This is a genomic window from Agromyces cucurbitae (genome assembly GCF_058349945.1).
On the sequence record NZ_JBYRES010000001.1, the window covers coordinates 593967 to 610515 of the forward strand.

The following is a 16549-nucleotide window of genomic DNA, read 5'->3' on the forward strand; positions in this document are numbered from 1 at the left end:
GCCGCGGGCCCGCCCGGCGGGTCGAGACTGGCTGCATGGACGACAGCGAAGCCCTCGACGCGTACTCGGCGGCCGTCGTGCGCGTCGCCGAGACCGTGCTGCCGTCGGTCGCGGCGGTGAACGTGCGCACCGCCGGGGGAGCGGGCGCGGGCAGCGCCTCGGTGATCAGCACCGACGGGCACCTGCTCACGAGCGCCCACGTCGTCGCCGAGGCATCCGCGGTCGAGCTCGCCTTCGCCGACGGCAGCTCGACGGCCGCCGAGGTCGTCGGCGCCGACGTGCTCTCCGACCTCGCGGTGCTGCGGGCCACGGGGCCGACGCCGGGACCGGTGCCGCTCGGCGACGCGGCGCGACTGCGCGTCGGGCAGCTCGTCGTCGCACTCGGCAACCCGCGCGGGCTCGCCGGCAGCGTCACCGCGGGCATCGTGTCGGCGCTCGGCCGCTCGCTGCCGACCGGCTCGGGGCGGGTGATCGACGAGGTGATCCAGACCGACGCCGCGCTCAACCCCGGCAACAGCGGCGGCGCGCTCGCCGACAGCGCCGGGCGGCTCATCGGCGTCAACACCGCCGTCGCGGGCATCGGGCTCGGGCTCGCCGTGCCGATCAACGCGACGACGCTCGGCATCATCGAGACGCTCCGGCTGCACGGCCGGGTGCGCCGCGCGTGGCTCGGCGTCGCCGGCGCGAAGGTGCCGCTGAGCCCCGAGGCCGCCGCGCGAGTCGGGTCGCCGACGGGCATGCAGGTGATGTCGACGGTCGCGGGCAGTCCGGCCGCGCTCGCCGGCGCGCGCCCCGGCGACATCGTCATCACGATCGACCGCACGCCGATCTACGACCCGACCGGGGTGCAGCGGCTCATGGTCGAGACGGCCATCGGGCGGCGCATGGAGATGACCGTGCTGCGCAACGAGGCCCTCGTCGATCTCGTCGTCGCCCCCGAGGAGTTGCGCAGCCGCTGAGACGTCGGCTCGGAGGCATCCTCGACCGAAACCAGCGCGCCCCGGCCCGCCCTCGTGCCGCACGGTGAAGAATCGAAGCGACACCGCCCGCAGCAGTTCGCGAAGGAGGCGCCGTGATCCCGCACTCGCGTCCGGCGCGTCGCGACGCCATCGCCGGCAGCCCGGCCGCCCGGGTCGAGGCACGGGCCGAGCGCTGGGGGCTCGCGGCGCTCGTCGCCGGGCTGCTCATCACGGTCATCGTGATGGCGGGCACGCGCTCGCCGCTCGCGGGACCCGATTCGCTCGGCAACCTCGCGGCGTGGACGGCGTCGGCGTGCGCCGGGCTCGCGTTCGCGGCATCCTTCATCATCGAGTCGCGGCGCGGGCACGCGGACTGGCGCGGCCGACTGCCGTTCGTCAAGCGCGCGGTCGACCTCGTCGCGATGTCGCTCGCGATGGCGATGCTCACCTACCTCGTCGTGCTCGCCGTGGCGAACCTGTTCCAGCTGGGGTTCCGGGGGCTCACGGTCGACGCGCTCGGCGGGGGAGCGCTCGCGGGGGCCGCCGCTGCGGCGGCGACGTACGCGTCGGCGCTGTCGGGTGCCCGGGTCACGACCGACGGGCTCGCGACCCTCGCGACGCTCGTGCTCTTCATCGGCACGATGGCGAGCATGCTGAGCTCGCCCGACGAGTCGTGGTGGCAGCTGCACTTCTCGCAGCTCGGCAACCTCGGCGACGGCTCGGCCTACCGGTTCAACCTCGCGCTGATCCTCACGGGACTCGTCGTCACGGTGCTCGCCAACTACGTCGGCCACGACATGGAGCTGGGCCTCGTCGCGCGCGGCGTCGACCCGCGCTGGCGCGTGCGGCTGCTCGCGTGGCTGTTCGCCGGCATCGGCATCTGCCTGACGATCGCGGGCTTCGTGCCCGACGCCGTGAGCGTGCCGCTGCACGTGAGCGCGGCCACGGGCATGGTGGTCGTGTTCGGGGTGTTCGTGTTCTGCGCGGTGCGGGTGCTGCCCGGGCTGCCCGCCGAGGTCGCCGGCTTCTCGCTCTTCGTGGTCATCGGCATCCTCGTCGCGGTCGCGCTGTGGGTGCCGATCGGCTACTTCAACCTCACGGGCACCGAGTTCATCGCCGCCGGCCTGCTGTTCGCCTGGCTGCTCGTCTTCGTGCGCGCGATCAGCGCCTATTCGCACGGCGAACCGCACCCGGATGCCTCGGGCCCGAGTCGTCCGGCCGGCGACCCGTTCGTCGCGTAGCCCTCGCTCGCTCGTCGCGCGGCGATGACCGTTCGTCGCGCAGGGGGTTGACAGATGATCAGACGCAGCGTTCAATGTCTTCACTCAGTGGAAAACGACTTCCGTAATGTGAAAACAGCGATGTTCACACAGGACGGAGGCCTCGGACGAAGGACAAGCAGTGCAGCTTGAAGCATTCTCCCTGGGCTCGGAGGCGCGGTGCGTCGCATGAGCATGAAGATCACGAAGCGGGCCGCCCGCGCGCAGAGCGCCGGCACCGCGAACGCCCCACGGCCCGAGGACGAGCGGCTGCCGGTCGCCACCTCGTTCGCCTTCGGACTCCAGCACGTGCTGACGATGTACGGCGGCATCATCGCTCCGCCGCTCATCGTGGGCTCGGCGGCCGGGCTCTCCGCGGGCGACATCGGCCTGCTCGTCGCCGCGTGCCTCTTCGTGGGCGGCGTCGCGACCCTCCTGCAGACGATCGGCATCCCGTTCTTCGGGGCGCAGCTGCCGCTCGTGCAGGGCGTTTCGTTCGCGAGCGTGGCGACCATGGTCGCGATCGTCAACGGCAGCGGCATCCAGGCCGTCTTCGGCGCCGTGCTGGTCGCCGCGGCCATCGGATTCCTGATCACGCCGATCTTCTCCAAGATCATTCGGTTCTTCCCGCCCGTGGTGACGGGCACCGTCATCACGATGATCGGCCTGTCGCTGCTGCCGGTCGCCGCGAACTGGGCCATGGGCGGCAACCGCGAGGCCGAGAACTACGGCAGCATGGCCAACATCGGCCTCGCCGCACTGACCCTCGTCATCGTGCTGCTGCTCTCGAAGCTCGGCAACGCGGCGGTCTCGCGCCTGTCGGTGCTGCTCGCGATCGTCGTCGGCACCCTCGCCGCCGTGCCGATGGGCATGGCCGACTTCTCGAACGTCGGCACGGGGCCGATCTTCGCCTTCCCGACCGTCTTCGCGTTCGGCCCGCCGATCTTCGACATCGCTGCGATCGTGTCGATGCTCATCGTCGTGCTCGTGATCCTCACCGAGACCACCGCCGACATCCTCGCCGTCGGCGAGATCGTGGGCACGAAGGTCGACGCGAAGCGCATCGGCAACGGGCTGCGCGCCGACATGCTCTCGAGCATGCTCTCGCCGCTGTTCAACTCGTTCCCGCAGAGCGCGTTCGCGCAGAACGTCGGCCTCGTCGCGATCACGGGCATCAAGAGCCGCTTCGTCGTGAGCGCGGGCGGCGCGATCCTCATCGTGCTCGGCCTGCTGCCGATCCTCGGGCGCGTCGTGGCCGCCGTGCCGCCCGCCGTGCTCGGCGGCGCGGGCATCGTGCTCTTCGGCACGGTCGCGGCGAGCGGCATCCGCACGCTGTCGAAGGTCGACTACCGCGGCAACATGAACCTCATCATCGTGGCGACGTCGATCGGCATCGGCATGCTGCCGATCGCGGCGCCCGCGTTCTACGACGCGTTCCCGAGCTGGTTCTCGACCATCTTCCACTCGGGCATCTCGTCGGCGGCGGTCTCGGCGATCCTGCTCAACATCCTGTTCAACCACGTCAAGGCCGGCAACTCGAAGAACTCCTCGGTGTTCGTCGCGTCGCCGCCGCGCATGGTGCGCGAGGAGGAGCTCACCGCCCTCGAGGACGGCGACTACTACCTCGGCGGCAAGCTCATCGCGGCCGACGGCCGCGAGGTGAAGATCATCCCGACGGGCAGCATCCCGGCGATCCTCGACGACGACGATCCGCCGAGACGAGCCTGACGGGGTGGTACGGCCGCGCCGTCGCCCGGTGCCCGTGGGGTGGCGCCGGGCGACGGCGCGATCGTCGCGGTGGTGATCATGTCGGCGCGCGTCACTAGACTTCTCACGTCACATTCGATTTGGGGGACTTGCCACCATGCAGAAAATCATGAAGACTAGCGCGCTGCTGTTCGCGGGCGCACTCCTGTTCACCGGCTGCGCGTCGAACGGCGGCTCGGGCAGCGCCACGACGGCGGCGGCCGACGACTGCGAGACGGTTCGCGTCGCCGTGCGCGACATCTCGAACGGCGCCCAGAACGCCGTGATCACGGGCACCGAGCAGGCGGCCGTGCTCGAGAAGCTCGACGGCTACGAGCAGCGTCTCGACGACCTCGCCACCGAGTACGCCGACGACGAGGACATCTCGGCCGCGATCGCCACGCTGCAGGAGAAGGTCACCGCCGCGGAGGACTACGCGAAGACCCTCCCGACCGCGCCCGACGAGACCTTCGAGGCCGACGCCGACGCGCAGGCTGCTGTGACCGGCGAGATCCAGACCGCCGCGGTCACCGTCACCCAGGCGTGCGAAGGCGAGTAACCGCCCTCGCATCACCGCAGCACGCGAGCGCGCGGCATCCGTTCATCGGGTGCCGCGCGCTCTCGTCTTCGGGGGGAAGGGGCGTGATCAGGCCGACTTCGACTTCTTGGGCTTGTCGGCCGTCGACTTCGCCTTCGCCTTCGAGGACGATTTCGGCTTGGCCGAGGCATCCGTCTTCGACGGGCTCTTGCCGCCCCCCTTCGCGCCGGCCGTTCCGCCGGCCTTCTCGCCGCCGCGCTTGTCGGCGATGGAGCGGCGCAGCGCCTCCATGAGGTCGATGACCTCGCCGCCCTCGCCCTCCTCGGGCTCCTCGCCGAACGTCGCCGCCGTGTCGAGCGCGTCGCCCTGCTCGAGCTTCGCCTCGATGAGCGTGCGCAGCTCCTTCTGGTACTCGTCGACGTACTGCTCGGGCTCGAAGTCGGAGACGAGGCTCTCGACGAGCTGCTTCGAGAGGTCGAGCTCCTTCGCCGAGATCTTCACGGGCTCGTCGAGCGACGCGAACTCGGCCGCGCGCACCTCGTCGCTCCACAGCAGGGTCTGCACGACGAGCACATCTCCGCGCACGCGGAGCGCCGCGAGCCGGGTCTTCTGGCGCAGCGCCATCTGCACGATCGCCGTGCGATCGGTCGACTCGAGGGTCTCGCGCAGCAGCACGTACGCCTTGTTCGACGCCGAATCGGGCTCGAGGTAGTAGCTCTTGTCGAGCATGAGCGGGTCGATCTGCTCGCTCGGCACGAACTCGACGACCTCGATCTCGCGGCTGCGCTCGGCGGGCAGCGACTTCAGGTCGTCGTCGGTGATGACGACGGTGCGCTCGCCGTCGTCGTACGCCTTGTCGATGTTCTGGTAGGCGACGACCTTGCCGCACACCTCGCACTTGCGCTGGTACCTGATGCGCCCGCCGTCCTCGTCGTGCACCTGGTGCAGGGACACGTCGTGGTCTTCGGTCGCGCTGTACAACTTGACGGGCACATTGACGAGGCCGAATGTGACCGCCCCTTTCCAGACGGCTCGCATACCCACCAGTACACACCCGAGGGATGCCTCGTGGGAACCCGCCCCTCGAAACCTCGAGTTGCCCGATTCTGCGCAAAGTCGGGCAACTCGGGGTCTGGCCGGGCAGGATGGGGACATGGCCGATGGGGAGCGGCAGCTCGTCGAGGTCGACGGCCGGCGGTTGCGGCTGACGAACCTCGACAAGGTCATGTATCCCGAGACGGGCATGACGAAGGGCGAGGTGATCTCGTACTACGCCGAGATCGCCCCGTTCATGCTGCCGCACGTCGCCGGCCGCCCGATCACGCGCAAGCGCTGGGTGCACGGGGTCGGCACCGAGGCCGATCCCGAGGCGCCGTTCTTCGAGAAGGCGCTCGCCGAGCACGCGCCCGAGTGGATCCGCCGCGGCGTCATCGAGCACTCCGACGGGCCGAAGACGTACCCGATCGCGGGCGACCGCGCGACCCTCGTGTGGCTCGCGCAGCAGGCGGCGCTCGAACTGCACGTGCCGCAGTGGCGCTTCGCGCCCGACGGCGCGCCGTCGAACCCCGACCGCATGGTCTTCGACCTCGATCCCGGGCCCGGCATGGGCCTCGCCGAATGCGCCGAGGTCGCACGCCACGTGCGCGAGCTCGTGGCCGGCATGGGCCTCGAGGCGATGCCCGTGACGAGCGGCAGCAAGGGCATCCACCTCTACGCCGCGCTCGACGGCGGCCAGACCTCGCAACAGGTCTCCGACGTCGCCCACGAGCTCGCCCGCGCCCTCGAGGCCGACCACCCCGAGCTCATCGTCTCGAGCATGCGCAAGTCGCTGCGCACCGGTCGCGTGCTCATCGACTGGAGCCAGAACAACGGCAAGAAGACGACGATCGCCCCCTATTCGCTGCGGGGCCGGCATCGGCCGACCGTCGCGGTGCCGCGCACGTGGGAGGAGCTCGACGAACCCGGCCTGCGCCACCTCGAGGCGCACGAGGTGCTCGAACGGGTCGCCGAGGTCGGCGACCCCATGGCGCACCTGGGGGATGCCTCGGGCCCCGACCCGCTCGCCACGTATCGTTCGATGCGGCGAGCCGGCCGCACGCCCGAACCCTCGGTCGGTCGAGTGGCGACGAAGGAGCGTGCCGAGACCTCGTTGCCGGGTAGCGAGACGCGTCCTCCTTCGTCGGGCGCTCCTCAACCAGCGGGGGGTGGGGCCGCGCGCTTCGTCATCCAGGAGCACCACGCGAGGCGGCTGCACTTCGACCTGCGGCTCGAGCGCGACGGCGTGCTGAAGAGCTGGGCCGTGCCGAAGGGCGTGCCCGAGAGCTCGGGCACGAACCACCTCGCCGTGCAGACCGAGGACCATCCGATCGAGTACCTGGCCTTCGAGGGCACGATCCCGTCGGGGGAGTACGGTGCCGGCTCGATGACGGTGTGGGACACCGGCACCTACGACGTCGAGAAGTGGCGCGACGACGAGGTCATCTTCACGCTCGACGGCGGCGTCGGCGGGCCGCTCGGCCGCGTGCGGCTCGCGCTCATCCGCACCGACGGCAGCGGCGAGAAGAGCTCGTGGCTGCTGCACCGCATGAAGGAGCAGGGTCACCCGCGGGTTGAGGAGCGACCGACGAAGGAGGACGCGTCTCGAAACCCGTCCGCGCGTGCGACTGGATTTCGAGACGGCGCTGGCGCGCCTCCTCAACCCGCTCGACCGGCGGGTGGAGCGGTCGCGGAGAAGCCCATGCTCGCGACGGCCGGCACGGCCGGCATGCTGCGCGGCGGCGACTGGGCGCTCGAGTGGAAGTGGGACGGGATCCGCGCCCTCGCCCGGGTCGAGGGCGGCGCCGTGCGCCTGCGCAGCCGCAACGGCATCGACGTCACCGCCCGCTACCCCGAGCTGCACCGGCTGCCCGAGATCGTCGACGGCGACGCCCTGCTCGACGGCGAGATCGTCGCGCTCGACGAGGCGGGCCGACCGTCGTTCGGCGTGCTCCAGCAGCGGATGGGACTCACCAAGCCGCGCGAGATCGCCGCTGCCGCGGCATCCGTGCCGGTGCGCCTGCTGCTGTTCGACGTGCTCGAAGCCGACGGCGAATCGCTCGTCGACGAACCGTACCTCGAACGGCGCGCCCGGCTCGAGGCGATCGTGCGCCCGCGGCGGGGCATCCCCGTCGAGGTGCCCGCACCCGCCGAGGGCACGGTCGAGGAGGCGCTCGAGGAGAGCCGGCTGCTCGGGCTCGAGGGGGTCATGGCGAAGCGGGCCGACTCGACCTATCGGCCGGGAGCGCGCACCGACGACTGGGTGAAGCTCAAGCTGACCCGCACGCAGGAGGTCGTCGTCGGCGGCTACCGACGCGGCGCCGGCACTCGCGAGGGACGCATCCGCTCGCTGCTCGTCGGCATTCCGGGAGCGGACGGGCTCGAGTACGCCGGTCGGGTGGGCTCGGGGTTCCGCGAGCGCGACCTCGACCGCCTGCTCGAGCGCCTCGACGGGCTCGTGCAGCCGGACTCGCCGTTCGTCGAGGTTCCGGCCGCCGACGTCGGCGATGCGGTCTGGGTTCGCCCAGTGCTCGTCGGCGAGATCGAGTTCGGCGAGTGGACGGGCACGGGCGTCGCACGCCATCCCCGCTGGCGCGGGCTCCGCCCCGACAAGTCGCCCGCCGACGTGCGTCGGGAGGCGTGACGCCCGCGTCAACCCGTTGAGGCGCCCGGGACGCCCACCTAGCGTGAGCAGCGAACCACTGCAGGAGGTGCGATGGGCGCACGCACGCACGACGGGGATGCCGCGGGGCACGACCACTCCCGCGGAGCCGGCGCGCACGGGGCGGGCGACGACGCCGAGCCCGCAGAGCAGCCGCACGGCATCCGCCGGGTGCTGCGCCTGCTCGGCCCCGGCCTCATCACCGGAGCCTCCGACGACGACCCGTCGGGCATCGCGACGTACGCGCAGGCGGGAGCCGTGTTCGGCTACGGCACCCTCTGGACGGTGCCGTTCGTGCTGCCGCTCATGATCGCCGTGCAGGAGATCTGCGACCGCACCGCCTCGGCGACCGGAAAGAGCCTGGGCGCGCTCGCCCGCAGCCGGTTCACGGGCGCCGGCCGCCTCGTGGTGCTGCTCCTGCTCGTCGCGCTCTTCGCCGCGAACGGGCTCAACGTCGCCGCCGACCTGCTCGCCGTCGGCGAGGGCATGGAGCTCCTGCACGCGGGGCCCGCGCACCTCTGGAGCGCGATCGCCGGGCTCGGCATCGGCGCGGCGCTCTTCTTCGGTTCGTTCGAGATGGTCGCGAAGGTGATCCGCTGGCTGTGCCTCAGCCTCTTCGCGTACGTCGGGGTGCTCGTCGTCGCGAACGTCGACTGGGGCGACGTGCTCGAGGGGCTCGTCGGCCTCGGCTTCAGCCTGTCGCCCGCGTACCTCGGCATGATCGTCGCGATCCTCGGCACGAGCATCTCGCCGTACCTGTTCTTCTGGCAGAGCGAGGACCGCGTCGAGGAGCTGCGCGATGCGCCCGAGGGCGGCGACGAGCCCGTCGCACTCCGGCAGCGACGACGGCGCACCGCGCGTCGCCAGCTCGTCGACACCCGCGCCGACGTCGTGGTCGGCATGGTGTTCTCGGTCGTCGTCATGTTCTCGATCGTGGTCGCGACCGCCGCCACGCTCGGCGCCGAGGGCAAGAGCGTGCAGAGCGCCGCCGACGCCGCGGCCGCCCTCGAGCCGATCGCCGGCCCTGCGGCATCCGTGCTGTTCGCCCTCGGGTTCATCGGATCGGGCCTGCTCGCGGTGCCCGTGCTCATCACCGCGGGCTCGGCCGCGCTCGCCGCACTCCTCGGCCGGGAGTGGAGCCTCGCCGACTCGCCGCGACGCGACCCGTTCTTCTACACGCTCGTCGGCATCGGCACGATCGGCGGTGTCGTGCTCGCGACCGTGTCGACCGACGCGGTCGGCCTGCTCGTGTTCAGCGCGCTCATCAACGGCATCGTCGCGGCGCCCTTCCTCGTGATCGTCATGATCATCGCCCACGATCGGCGGCTGATGGGCCGCTACCGGATCGGCCCGCTCGCGGCGACGTTCGGCTGGATCGCGGCCTCGGTGATGGCCGTGGCGAGCGTGATCGGCATCGTGCAGGCGATCCTCGGCGGTCTCGGCTGACGGCCGGCCCGCCCGATCGCTGAAGGAGCCGGGTCATGCTGATCCGCCGGCCGCGTCGCCGCCGAGCAGGTCGAGCAGCCGGCGTTCGCGATCACGGCCGGATGCCACGACGACGCCCCGTTCGTATGCGGCGATCACCCGCGGGTCGACGTAGCTGGCCCTGGCGATCGCCGGCGTGTTGCCGAGCGCGAGCGACGCCGCCTCGATCGCGTCGCGCACCGCGGCCGCCCGGGCGCGCGACGTCGGCGCAGGGCCGTGCCCGGCGAGGTGCTCGGCGGCCACGAGCGTGCCCCGCAGCGTGCGGAAGTCCTTCGCCGTGAACTCGCCGCCCGTGCGGGCGCGGATGTCGTCGTTGACGTCGGCGGGTGCGGCCGCGCGCATCGCCCGGCCGTCGGCCCACGCGTAGAGCCGCGCGGCCGCCGACCGTTCGCCCGCCTCGCCGACGAAGTCCGCGAGCCGTTCGTCGGCGACCCGCAGCTCCTGGGCGATGCCGCCCTTCGCGCGGAAGCGGAACCGTACGGTGTCGGCGGCCTCGACGGTGGCGTTGCGCACGAGCAGGGTCGTCAGCCCGCGATTGCGGAACCCCGCGAGCGACTCCTCGGAGCCGATGCGGATGGCACCGAGGTCGAGGGTCGTGAACGCCGCCGCGAGCACGCGGGCCCGTGGCATCCCCCCGATCGCGAGGTCGCGGCGCGCACTGCGCCGCGCGGCGGGCAGCGCGAGGGCGAGGTCGGCCATGCGCTGGAACTTCTCGGCGTCCTGCCGCTCGCGCCAGGCCGGGTGGTAGAGGTACTGGCGCCGACCAGCGGCGTCGACCCCGACCGCGAGGATGTGCGCGTTCGCGGCGTCGGCGATCCACACCTCGTTCCACGCCGGCGGCACGGCGAGGTCGGCGATGCGCGCGCGCTCGGCGCGGCCGGCTGCACCGCCGTCGGCGTGCACGTAGCTGAAGCCGCGCCCCCGTCGCACCCGGGCGTAGCCGGGCGAGACGTAGGGCACGACCCGCTTGAGGCGCGGCATCCCGAGCGCACCCGGTCGGGGCGCTCAGTGGTTGCGCAGTGCCGAGATGAGCTCGGACTTGCGCTTGTCGCTGTAGCCGTGCAGGCCGAGTTCCTTCGCGCGGTGTTTGAGCTCGTCGACCGTCCAGTCCTCGTAGTCGCCGTGCTCGCCGCCCTTGCGGCCGATCGCGCTGCGCCCCTGCTTCGCCGCCGCGTTCGAGATGCGCGCGGCCTTCTCCTTCGAGGCGCCGTCCTCGCGGAGCTCCTCGTACAGCTCGGGGTCCTTGAGCGATGCGTTCCTGCGTCCTGGCATCGTGATCTCCTTCCTGCTCCGCCGGTTCAGAGCGGGCGCCCGCCCGGTTCAGAGCGGGCGTCCGCCCGTCACCGGCACGATCGCGCCCGACACGTACGACGCCTCGTCGGAGGCGAGGTACACGTAGGCGCCGGCGAGCTCGGCCGGCTGGCCGGCCCGGCCGATGGGGGTGTTCTTGCCGAAGTCGTGGAGCTTGTCGGGCCAGCCCGTCGACGGGATCAGCGGGGTCCAGATCGGCCCCGGCGCGACGGCGTTGACGCGGATGCCGCGGGGTCCGAGCTCCTCCGCGAGGGCACGCGTGAACGCCACGAGCGCGGCCTTGGTCATCGCGTAGTCGACGAGCGCGGGCGACGGCTCGAAGCCCTGGATCGATGCGGTCGTGATGATGCACGAGCCCGGGTCCATCCGCGGCACGGCGGCCCGTGCCAGGAACACCGGCGCGAACAGGTTGACCCGCATGACGTGCTCGAAGTCGTCGCTCGGCACGCCCTCGATTCCGCCGCGATCGTGCTGGTGCGCGGCGTTGAGCACGAGCAGGTCGATGCCGCCGAACTCCTGATCGACGTCGTCGATGAGCTCGGTGCAGAACGCCTCGTCGCGGAGGTCGCCGGGCAGCAGCAGCGGGTCGCCGCCGGCGTCGGTGATCCACACCGCGGTCTCGTCGGCGTCGGGCTGCTCCTCGGGCAGGTACGAGATCGCGACCTTCGCCCCCTCCCGGGCGAAGGCGATCGCGACGGCTCGGCCGATGCCCGAGTCGCCGCCCGTGATGAGCGCGCGGCGGCCCTCGAGGCGTTTCGCGCCGTGATAGCTGTACTCGCCGTGGTCGGGCTGCGGCGACATCGCGGCGGTGAGGCCCGGCGGCTCCTGCTCCTGGCGTGGGAAGTGGTCGGTCGTGTGCTTCGTCGTGGGATCGATCAGCTGATCTGACATGCCCGGGCCCCGTTCCTTCAGTCGCAGCCACGGTATGCAGATCGGCCGCCGCCCGGCAGGGGATTGACACGCCCTGCCGGGACGTGTGGGATGTGCGCAGGAGGCCGCACGTCCCGACTCGGACCACCGGCGCGGCGGAGAGGAATACGGTGATCCTGTGGGGACCCTCTACTACGGCGACTCCGGTACCCCGATCGGCATCGAAGACCGCGCGCTCGCGCATCTCAAGGTCGCGATCATCACCAAGCTGCGACGCGGCGAGAGCTTCACGCTGTCGTGGAAGCACACCGACGACCAGGCGCGCGGCCGCAGCACGCTGTGGCTGCACGCGTCGATCCCGCTGCGGTTCGTCTTCGACGAGCCCGAGGCGCCCGAACTGAGCCGCAAGTGGATCGAGGACCTCATGCGCTCCGCGAACAGCACGGGCGGCATTCAGCTCGTCCCCGAGCATCTCGACACGGAGCCGATCTCGACCATGCCCGAGCAGCCCGTGCAGGTCGGTGTCGACGTGCAGGAGATCGACGACGGCGACGGTGACGACGGCGATCGCCCGAAGGCCGGCCGCGAGACGCCGCCCGCCGCTCCGGGGTCGTGATCGACCGGCCGGAGCCGCGGGCGCCGCAGCCCGGGTGACGCTCGGTCAGGTGACGATGTCGGGGTCGGCGCCGCTCACCCCGTCGTCGCCCGTCGTCGCGCGGGTCGTTCCGCCGGGCATCGATGCGCCCGGCGCGTCCCGCCCGGGCACGACGCCGCCGTCGCTCGTCGCCTCGCCTCCGTGCACCTCGCCGCGCCACGCGCCGGTCTCGCCACCGCGCCGCTCGATGAACTCCTTGAAGCGGTGCAGGTCCTTCTTCACCTGCAGGTCGTCGATCTGCAGGGCGGCCCCTGCGTTCTCGACGAAGCCCTCCGGCTCCCACTCGAGCTCGAGGTCGACCCGCGTCCGGTCGGCACCCTCCGGGGTGAAGTCGACGCGCCCCCGGTGCACCACCTCGCCCGAGCTGCGCCACGCGACGTGGTCGTCGGGTACCTGGTCGCCGATCTCGGCGTCGAACTCGCGCCGCACCCCGCCGATCGAGACGACCCAGTGCGTGAGCTCGTCGTCGAGCTGGGTGATCGACTCGACTCCGGTCATGAACTCGGGAAAGGTCTCGAACTGCGTCCACTGGTCGTAGGCGACCCGGATCGGGACCTCCACCTCGGTCGTCGCCGTCACGGTCGTCGTCATGGCCGTTCCTCCGTTCTGCTCCAGCGGCCGGGTGCCGTTCGGCGCCCGGCAGGCATCGTGTGCCTCGCCGAGCACGTTAGGCCGGGCGCCGACAGGCGGCGAGGGGCTTGCCGGGCGGCATCCATGCTGGTAGACGAGACATAGGACGCGCGCAACTCGTGCGCGGCGCGGAGGTGATGCCGCATGGTACCCGTCGACGAAGGCCGTGCCGAGATCGAGCGCTGGTGGCCGCATCTCTCGATCAGGGCGAGACACCTCCTGCTCGACGACCTCACGGGGCCGCTCGACGAGGTCGTCGTGCTCGAGATCGAGGCGCTCACGTCGGCTTCCGCACCCGACCGCCTCACGGAGGCCGAGCAGCGATACGTGCTGACGCAGATCGAGGCGGTCGACTGAATCCGACCGGCGACCACGCCGGCTCCGCCGGCCACGCCGGCTCCGCCGGCCCGGCCGGTCGGCCGCGTCGGCGTGCGCCGGTCAGTCGCCCTCGAACTCCTCGTCGTCGTCGGGCTCGGGCACGAAGTGCAGGCCCGCGGTGCTGTTCGCCGAGAGCAGGAACTGCTCGATCCACAGCCGGTTGAGCTTGGGCGGCCGGTTGCCGCTGAACACGAACTGCAGCGGGATCGACTCATTGAGCCAGAGGGTCGTGCGCCCGCTGCCGTTCGCGACGCCGTGCTCCCAGGTCATGGCGAAGCTCTCGGAGCGGCGCAGCTTGTTGATGATCGCGATGCGCAGGTGGGCGAGTGTGCGGTCGTCGATGTCGAGCTCGCGGTTCGACGAGTTGTAGATGAGCTTGCCCATGCATCGAACTGTAGTCGGCCGAGCGGCCGTCGTCGCCCCCGCGATACCGGCCGTCTCGCTGTCAAGGCCCTGCCGGCCGAGCGCGCGGGGCGACAGGATCGGCACATGTCCACTTCGAACGCCGAGTCCGCTGCGCAGGTGAGGTACGCCGAGGCGCCCGTCCAGAAGGCGGCGGCGATCGTCGGCGCCGTCTTCATCGTCGTGGGCATCGCCGGGTTCATCCCCGGGCTCACGACCGACGTCGGCGCGATGACCTTCTCGGGCCACGAGTCGGGTGCGATGCTGCTCGGCCTCTTCCAGGTCTCGATCCTGCACAACTTCGTGCACCTGCTGTTCGGCCTCTCGGGGCTGCTGTTCGCGACGACCTTCGCGGGTGCCCGGGGCTACCTGATCTGGGGCGGCGTGCTCTACGCGGGCCTGCTCGTGTACGGACTCGTCGCAACCGGCGACCACCCCGCGAACGTCGTGCCGCTCAACGGGGCCGACAACTGGCTGCACGCGGGGATCGCCGCGGTCATGGTCGCGCTCGGTGCGCTGCTCGGACGGCGCGGCGCCGACGCCGCAGGCTCGTCGGGGCGACCGGCACGCGGGCCGCGGCGTCGCACCTGACCGCTCGGCGCCGCAGCCGACCGTGCGGCGTCAGGAGCCCGTCTCGTGGTGCGGGGTCGCGACGGGCTTCGACTCGGGCGACCCGCGCTGGCGCAGCAGCACCGAGGCGCCGACGATCGCGGCGACCGCGAGGAACTCGCTCTGCCAGTTCTGCATCGACTCGAACCAGAACTGCGCGGTGCCGAGGTACTCCCAGACGCTCACGCCGGGCAGGCCGTGCTGCAGCTGCTCCTCGGAGTAGGCCTCGGCACCGCCGACCGCGTGCAGGAAGAACGAAAGCCCGAACAGCACGAAGAAGAAGATCGCGAGCGAGTTCTCGTAGAGCACGAGCACGAACCCGCCGCGGCGTACGGGCCACGGGGTGTCGGGGCCGATCTTCGCGTCCCGCGGGTCCTCGTCCTGCGGGGTCTTCTCGCCGAGCGGCTTCGACTCGCTCGAGCCCTTCTGGAAGAGGAAGACCGTGAGCACGACGTAGGCGCCCATCTGCAGGAACTCCGACTCCCAGTTCTCGAACGTGGCCTCGACGAACTGCCCCGTGCCGAGGTACTCGATGAAGCCGATCGGGCTCGCGCCGTGGTCGACCTGCTCCTCGTTGTAGACCTGGAAGCCGCTCACCGCCATGCCCGCCAGGCACACGATGAAGATCGCGAGGCACACGACGATGAGTGCGTGCTCGCGCAGCCAGCGCGCGGCGCCTCGTTCGCCGGGCCCCGCTGCCGGTGCCTCGGTGGCGTCCTTCGTCATTCCGATCCCCCTCGGCTCGATGCTGCCGTCAGCCGATGGGCGGGGCAACGGGGTTGACGGAGCGGGTGGGATGCCGCATCCGAGGCTGTCGAGTTCTTGCAACGCATCGCGTACGATTGCGGCCATGTCGAGAAGGCTCGCAGACGTCGCACGCAAGGTCGGGGTGAGCGAGGCGACCGTGAGTCGCGTGCTCAACGGCAAGCCCGGCGTCTCGCCGTCGACGCGCGACGCCGTGCTCACCGCGCTCGACGTGCTGGGCTACGAGCGGCCGACGAAGCTGCGGGGCGAGCGCGCCCGCCTCGTCGGGCTCGTGATGCCCGAGCTGCAGAACCCGATCTTCCCCGCGCTCGCCGAGGTGATCGGCGGCGGGCTCGCCCAGAACGGCTTCACGCCGGTGCTCTGCATCCAGACGGCCGGCGGCATCTCGGAGTCCGACTACGTCGAGCTGCTGCTGCACCAGCAGGTCTCGGGTGTCATCTTCGCGGGCGGCGCGTACGCCCAGGCCGACGTGAACCACGACCACTACGAGCGGCTGCGCGAGCTCAAGCTGCCGACCGTGCTCGTGAACGCGCCGATCGACGGCATCGGCTTCGCGACCGTGTCGTGCGACGACGCGGTCTCGACCGAGCAGGCGCTCGGGCACCTCGCCCAGCTCGGGCACGAGCGCATCGGGCTGCTGCTCGGCCCGAGCGACCACGTGCCCTCGCGGCGCAAGCTCGCGGCCGCACTGGTCACCGCGGAGCGGCTCGGCATCGAGTTGCCCGACGAGCGCATCGTGCACTCGTTCTACTCGCTCGAGTCGGGCCAGACGGCCGCCGCCAAGCTGCTCGCGGCGGGCGTCACGGGCATCGTATGCGCGAGCGACCCGATGGCGCTCGGCGCGGTGCGCGCGGCGCGGCGCGCGGGGCTGCGCGTGCCCGAGGACGTCTCGGTGATCGGCTTCGACGACTCGGCGCTCATGAACTGCACGGAGCCGCCGCTCACGACCGTGCGCCAGCCGATCGAGTCGATGGGCAAGATGATCATCGAGCTGCTCATGCGGCAGATGTCGAGCGAGCGCTCGATCGGCGACGAGGTGTTCTTCGCGCCCGAGCTCGTCGTGCGCGGCTCGACGGCGCCGGCGGCGCGGTCGGCACGGTCGGTCGAGTAGCGACGAAGGAGCGTATCGAGACCACCGGGGTGGGGGTCTCGATACGGCGCTGCGCGCCTACTCGACCGACCGGGGCCGTGACCTTTCTGCAAGCGGCTGCCGCAACTCGACGCAAGCTGTCGCAATTTCATGCT

General features: G+C 71.5%; 16 protein-coding genes and 1 pseudogene. 10 read left to right on the top strand and 7 right to left on the bottom strand.

Annotation, left to right across the window (positions count from 1 at the left end; translation table 11 throughout):
• Positions 1–35: 35 nt before the first annotated feature.
• The 4 genes from AC3RJ6_RS02890 (at position 36) to AC3RJ6_RS02905 (ending at position 4523) form a co-directional block, all read left to right on the top strand.
• Positions 36–959, top strand: a complete 924-nt coding sequence (locus AC3RJ6_RS02890) for a S1C family serine protease (protein ID WP_491425370.1) — start codon at positions 36–38, stop codon at positions 957–959.
• Between the two features lie 113 nt (positions 960–1072).
• On the top strand, positions 1073–2200 hold the full coding sequence (locus AC3RJ6_RS02895; RefSeq protein ID WP_491425371.1) for a DUF998 domain-containing protein: 1128 nt from the start codon (positions 1073–1075) through the stop codon (positions 2198–2200).
• Positions 2201–2413: 213 nt separating this feature from the next.
• Positions 2414–3946: a nucleobase:cation symporter-2 family protein gene (locus AC3RJ6_RS02900; protein ID WP_491426212.1), complete on the top strand. Its 1533-nt coding sequence runs from the start codon at positions 2414–2416 to the stop codon at positions 3944–3946.
• Between the two features lie 148 nt (positions 3947–4094).
• Complete coding sequence (locus tag AC3RJ6_RS02905; protein WP_491425372.1) at positions 4095–4523, top strand: hypothetical protein; 429 nt, start codon at positions 4095–4097, stop codon at positions 4521–4523.
• 87 nt (positions 4524–4610) lie between these two features.
• Here AC3RJ6_RS02905 and ku read toward each other — a convergent pair whose 3' ends face one another.
• Positions 4611–5540 carry a non-homologous end joining protein Ku gene (ku, locus tag AC3RJ6_RS02910; protein WP_491425373.1) on the bottom strand — a complete coding sequence of 310 codons (930 nt, stop codon included), beginning with the start codon at positions 5538–5540 and terminating at the stop codon, positions 4611–4613.
• 115 nt (positions 5541–5655) lie between these two features.
• On the opposite strand from ku, the gene AC3RJ6_RS02915 reads away from it, so the two are divergent.
• Together AC3RJ6_RS02915 and AC3RJ6_RS02920 are read left to right on the top strand one after the other, a co-directional pair.
• The gene (locus AC3RJ6_RS02915; protein WP_491425374.1) at positions 5656–8181 is read left to right on the top strand and encodes an ATP-dependent DNA ligase; all 2526 of its coding nucleotides are present in this window, start codon (positions 5656–5658) and stop codon (positions 8179–8181) included.
• Between the two features lie 72 nt (positions 8182–8253).
• Positions 8254–9645, top strand: coding sequence for an Nramp family divalent metal transporter (locus AC3RJ6_RS02920; RefSeq protein ID WP_491425375.1), 1392 nt, complete (start codon positions 8254–8256; stop codon positions 9643–9645).
• Positions 9646–9678: 33 nt separating this feature from the next.
• Here the strand turns inward: AC3RJ6_RS02920 and AC3RJ6_RS02925 are convergent, their stop codons facing one another.
• The 3 genes from AC3RJ6_RS02925 to AC3RJ6_RS02935 are packed head-to-tail and all read right to left on the bottom strand — an operon-like array spanning position 9679 to position 11886.
• On the bottom strand, positions 9679–10665 hold the full coding sequence (locus AC3RJ6_RS02925; protein ID WP_491425377.1) for a DNA topoisomerase IB: 987 nt from the start codon (positions 10663–10665) through the stop codon (positions 9679–9681).
• Positions 10666–10689: 24 nt separating this feature from the next.
• The gene (locus tag AC3RJ6_RS02930) at positions 10690–10956 is read right to left on the bottom strand and encodes a DUF7218 family protein (RefSeq protein ID WP_491425378.1); all 267 of its coding nucleotides are present in this window, start codon (positions 10954–10956) and stop codon (positions 10690–10692) included.
• A 48-nt stretch (positions 10957–11004) separates the two neighbouring features.
• A complete protein-coding gene (locus AC3RJ6_RS02935) occupies positions 11005–11886 on the bottom strand; it encodes an SDR family oxidoreductase (RefSeq protein ID WP_491425380.1) in 882 nt (293 codons plus the stop codon).
• A gap of 157 nt (positions 11887–12043) precedes the next feature.
• On the opposite strand from AC3RJ6_RS02935, the pseudogene AC3RJ6_RS02940 reads away from it, so the two are divergent.
• Positions 12044–12346: pseudogene (locus tag AC3RJ6_RS02940) on the top strand (DUF7882 family protein); the annotation flags it as partial.
• Between the two features lie 180 nt (positions 12347–12526).
• Here AC3RJ6_RS02940 and AC3RJ6_RS02945 read toward each other — a convergent pair.
• On the bottom strand, positions 12527–13111 hold the full coding sequence (locus tag AC3RJ6_RS02945) for an SRPBCC family protein (RefSeq protein ID WP_491425381.1): 585 nt from the start codon (positions 13109–13111) through the stop codon (positions 12527–12529).
• Positions 13112–13294: 183 nt separating this feature from the next.
• Here AC3RJ6_RS02945 and AC3RJ6_RS02950 point away from each other — a divergent pair, with 183 nt between their 5' ends.
• Entirely contained in the window at positions 13295–13507 is a 213-nt protein-coding gene (locus AC3RJ6_RS02950; protein WP_491425382.1) for a hypothetical protein, read from the top strand.
• Between the two features lie 81 nt (positions 13508–13588).
• On the opposite strand, the gene AC3RJ6_RS02955 is transcribed toward AC3RJ6_RS02950, so the two are convergent.
• Positions 13589–13912, bottom strand: coding sequence for a DUF7882 family protein (locus tag AC3RJ6_RS02955; protein WP_491425383.1), 324 nt, complete (start codon positions 13910–13912; stop codon positions 13589–13591).
• Between the two features lie 105 nt (positions 13913–14017).
• Between AC3RJ6_RS02955 and AC3RJ6_RS02960 the strand changes: the two genes are divergently transcribed.
• The gene (locus tag AC3RJ6_RS02960; RefSeq protein ID WP_491425384.1) at positions 14018–14521 is read left to right on the top strand and encodes a DUF4383 domain-containing protein; all 504 of its coding nucleotides are present in this window, start codon (positions 14018–14020) and stop codon (positions 14519–14521) included.
• A 30-nt stretch (positions 14522–14551) separates the two neighbouring features.
• On the opposite strand, the gene AC3RJ6_RS02965 is transcribed toward AC3RJ6_RS02960, so the two are convergent.
• Complete coding sequence (locus tag AC3RJ6_RS02965; RefSeq protein WP_491425385.1) at positions 14552–15265, bottom strand: DUF6766 family protein; 714 nt, start codon at positions 15263–15265, stop codon at positions 14552–14554.
• Positions 15266–15389: 124 nt separating this feature from the next.
• On the opposite strand from AC3RJ6_RS02965, the gene AC3RJ6_RS02970 reads away from it, so the two are divergent.
• Positions 15390–16415, top strand: a complete 1026-nt coding sequence (locus AC3RJ6_RS02970) for a LacI family DNA-binding transcriptional regulator (protein ID WP_491425386.1) — start codon at positions 15390–15392, stop codon at positions 16413–16415.
• Positions 16416–16549: the final 134 nt, after the last annotated feature.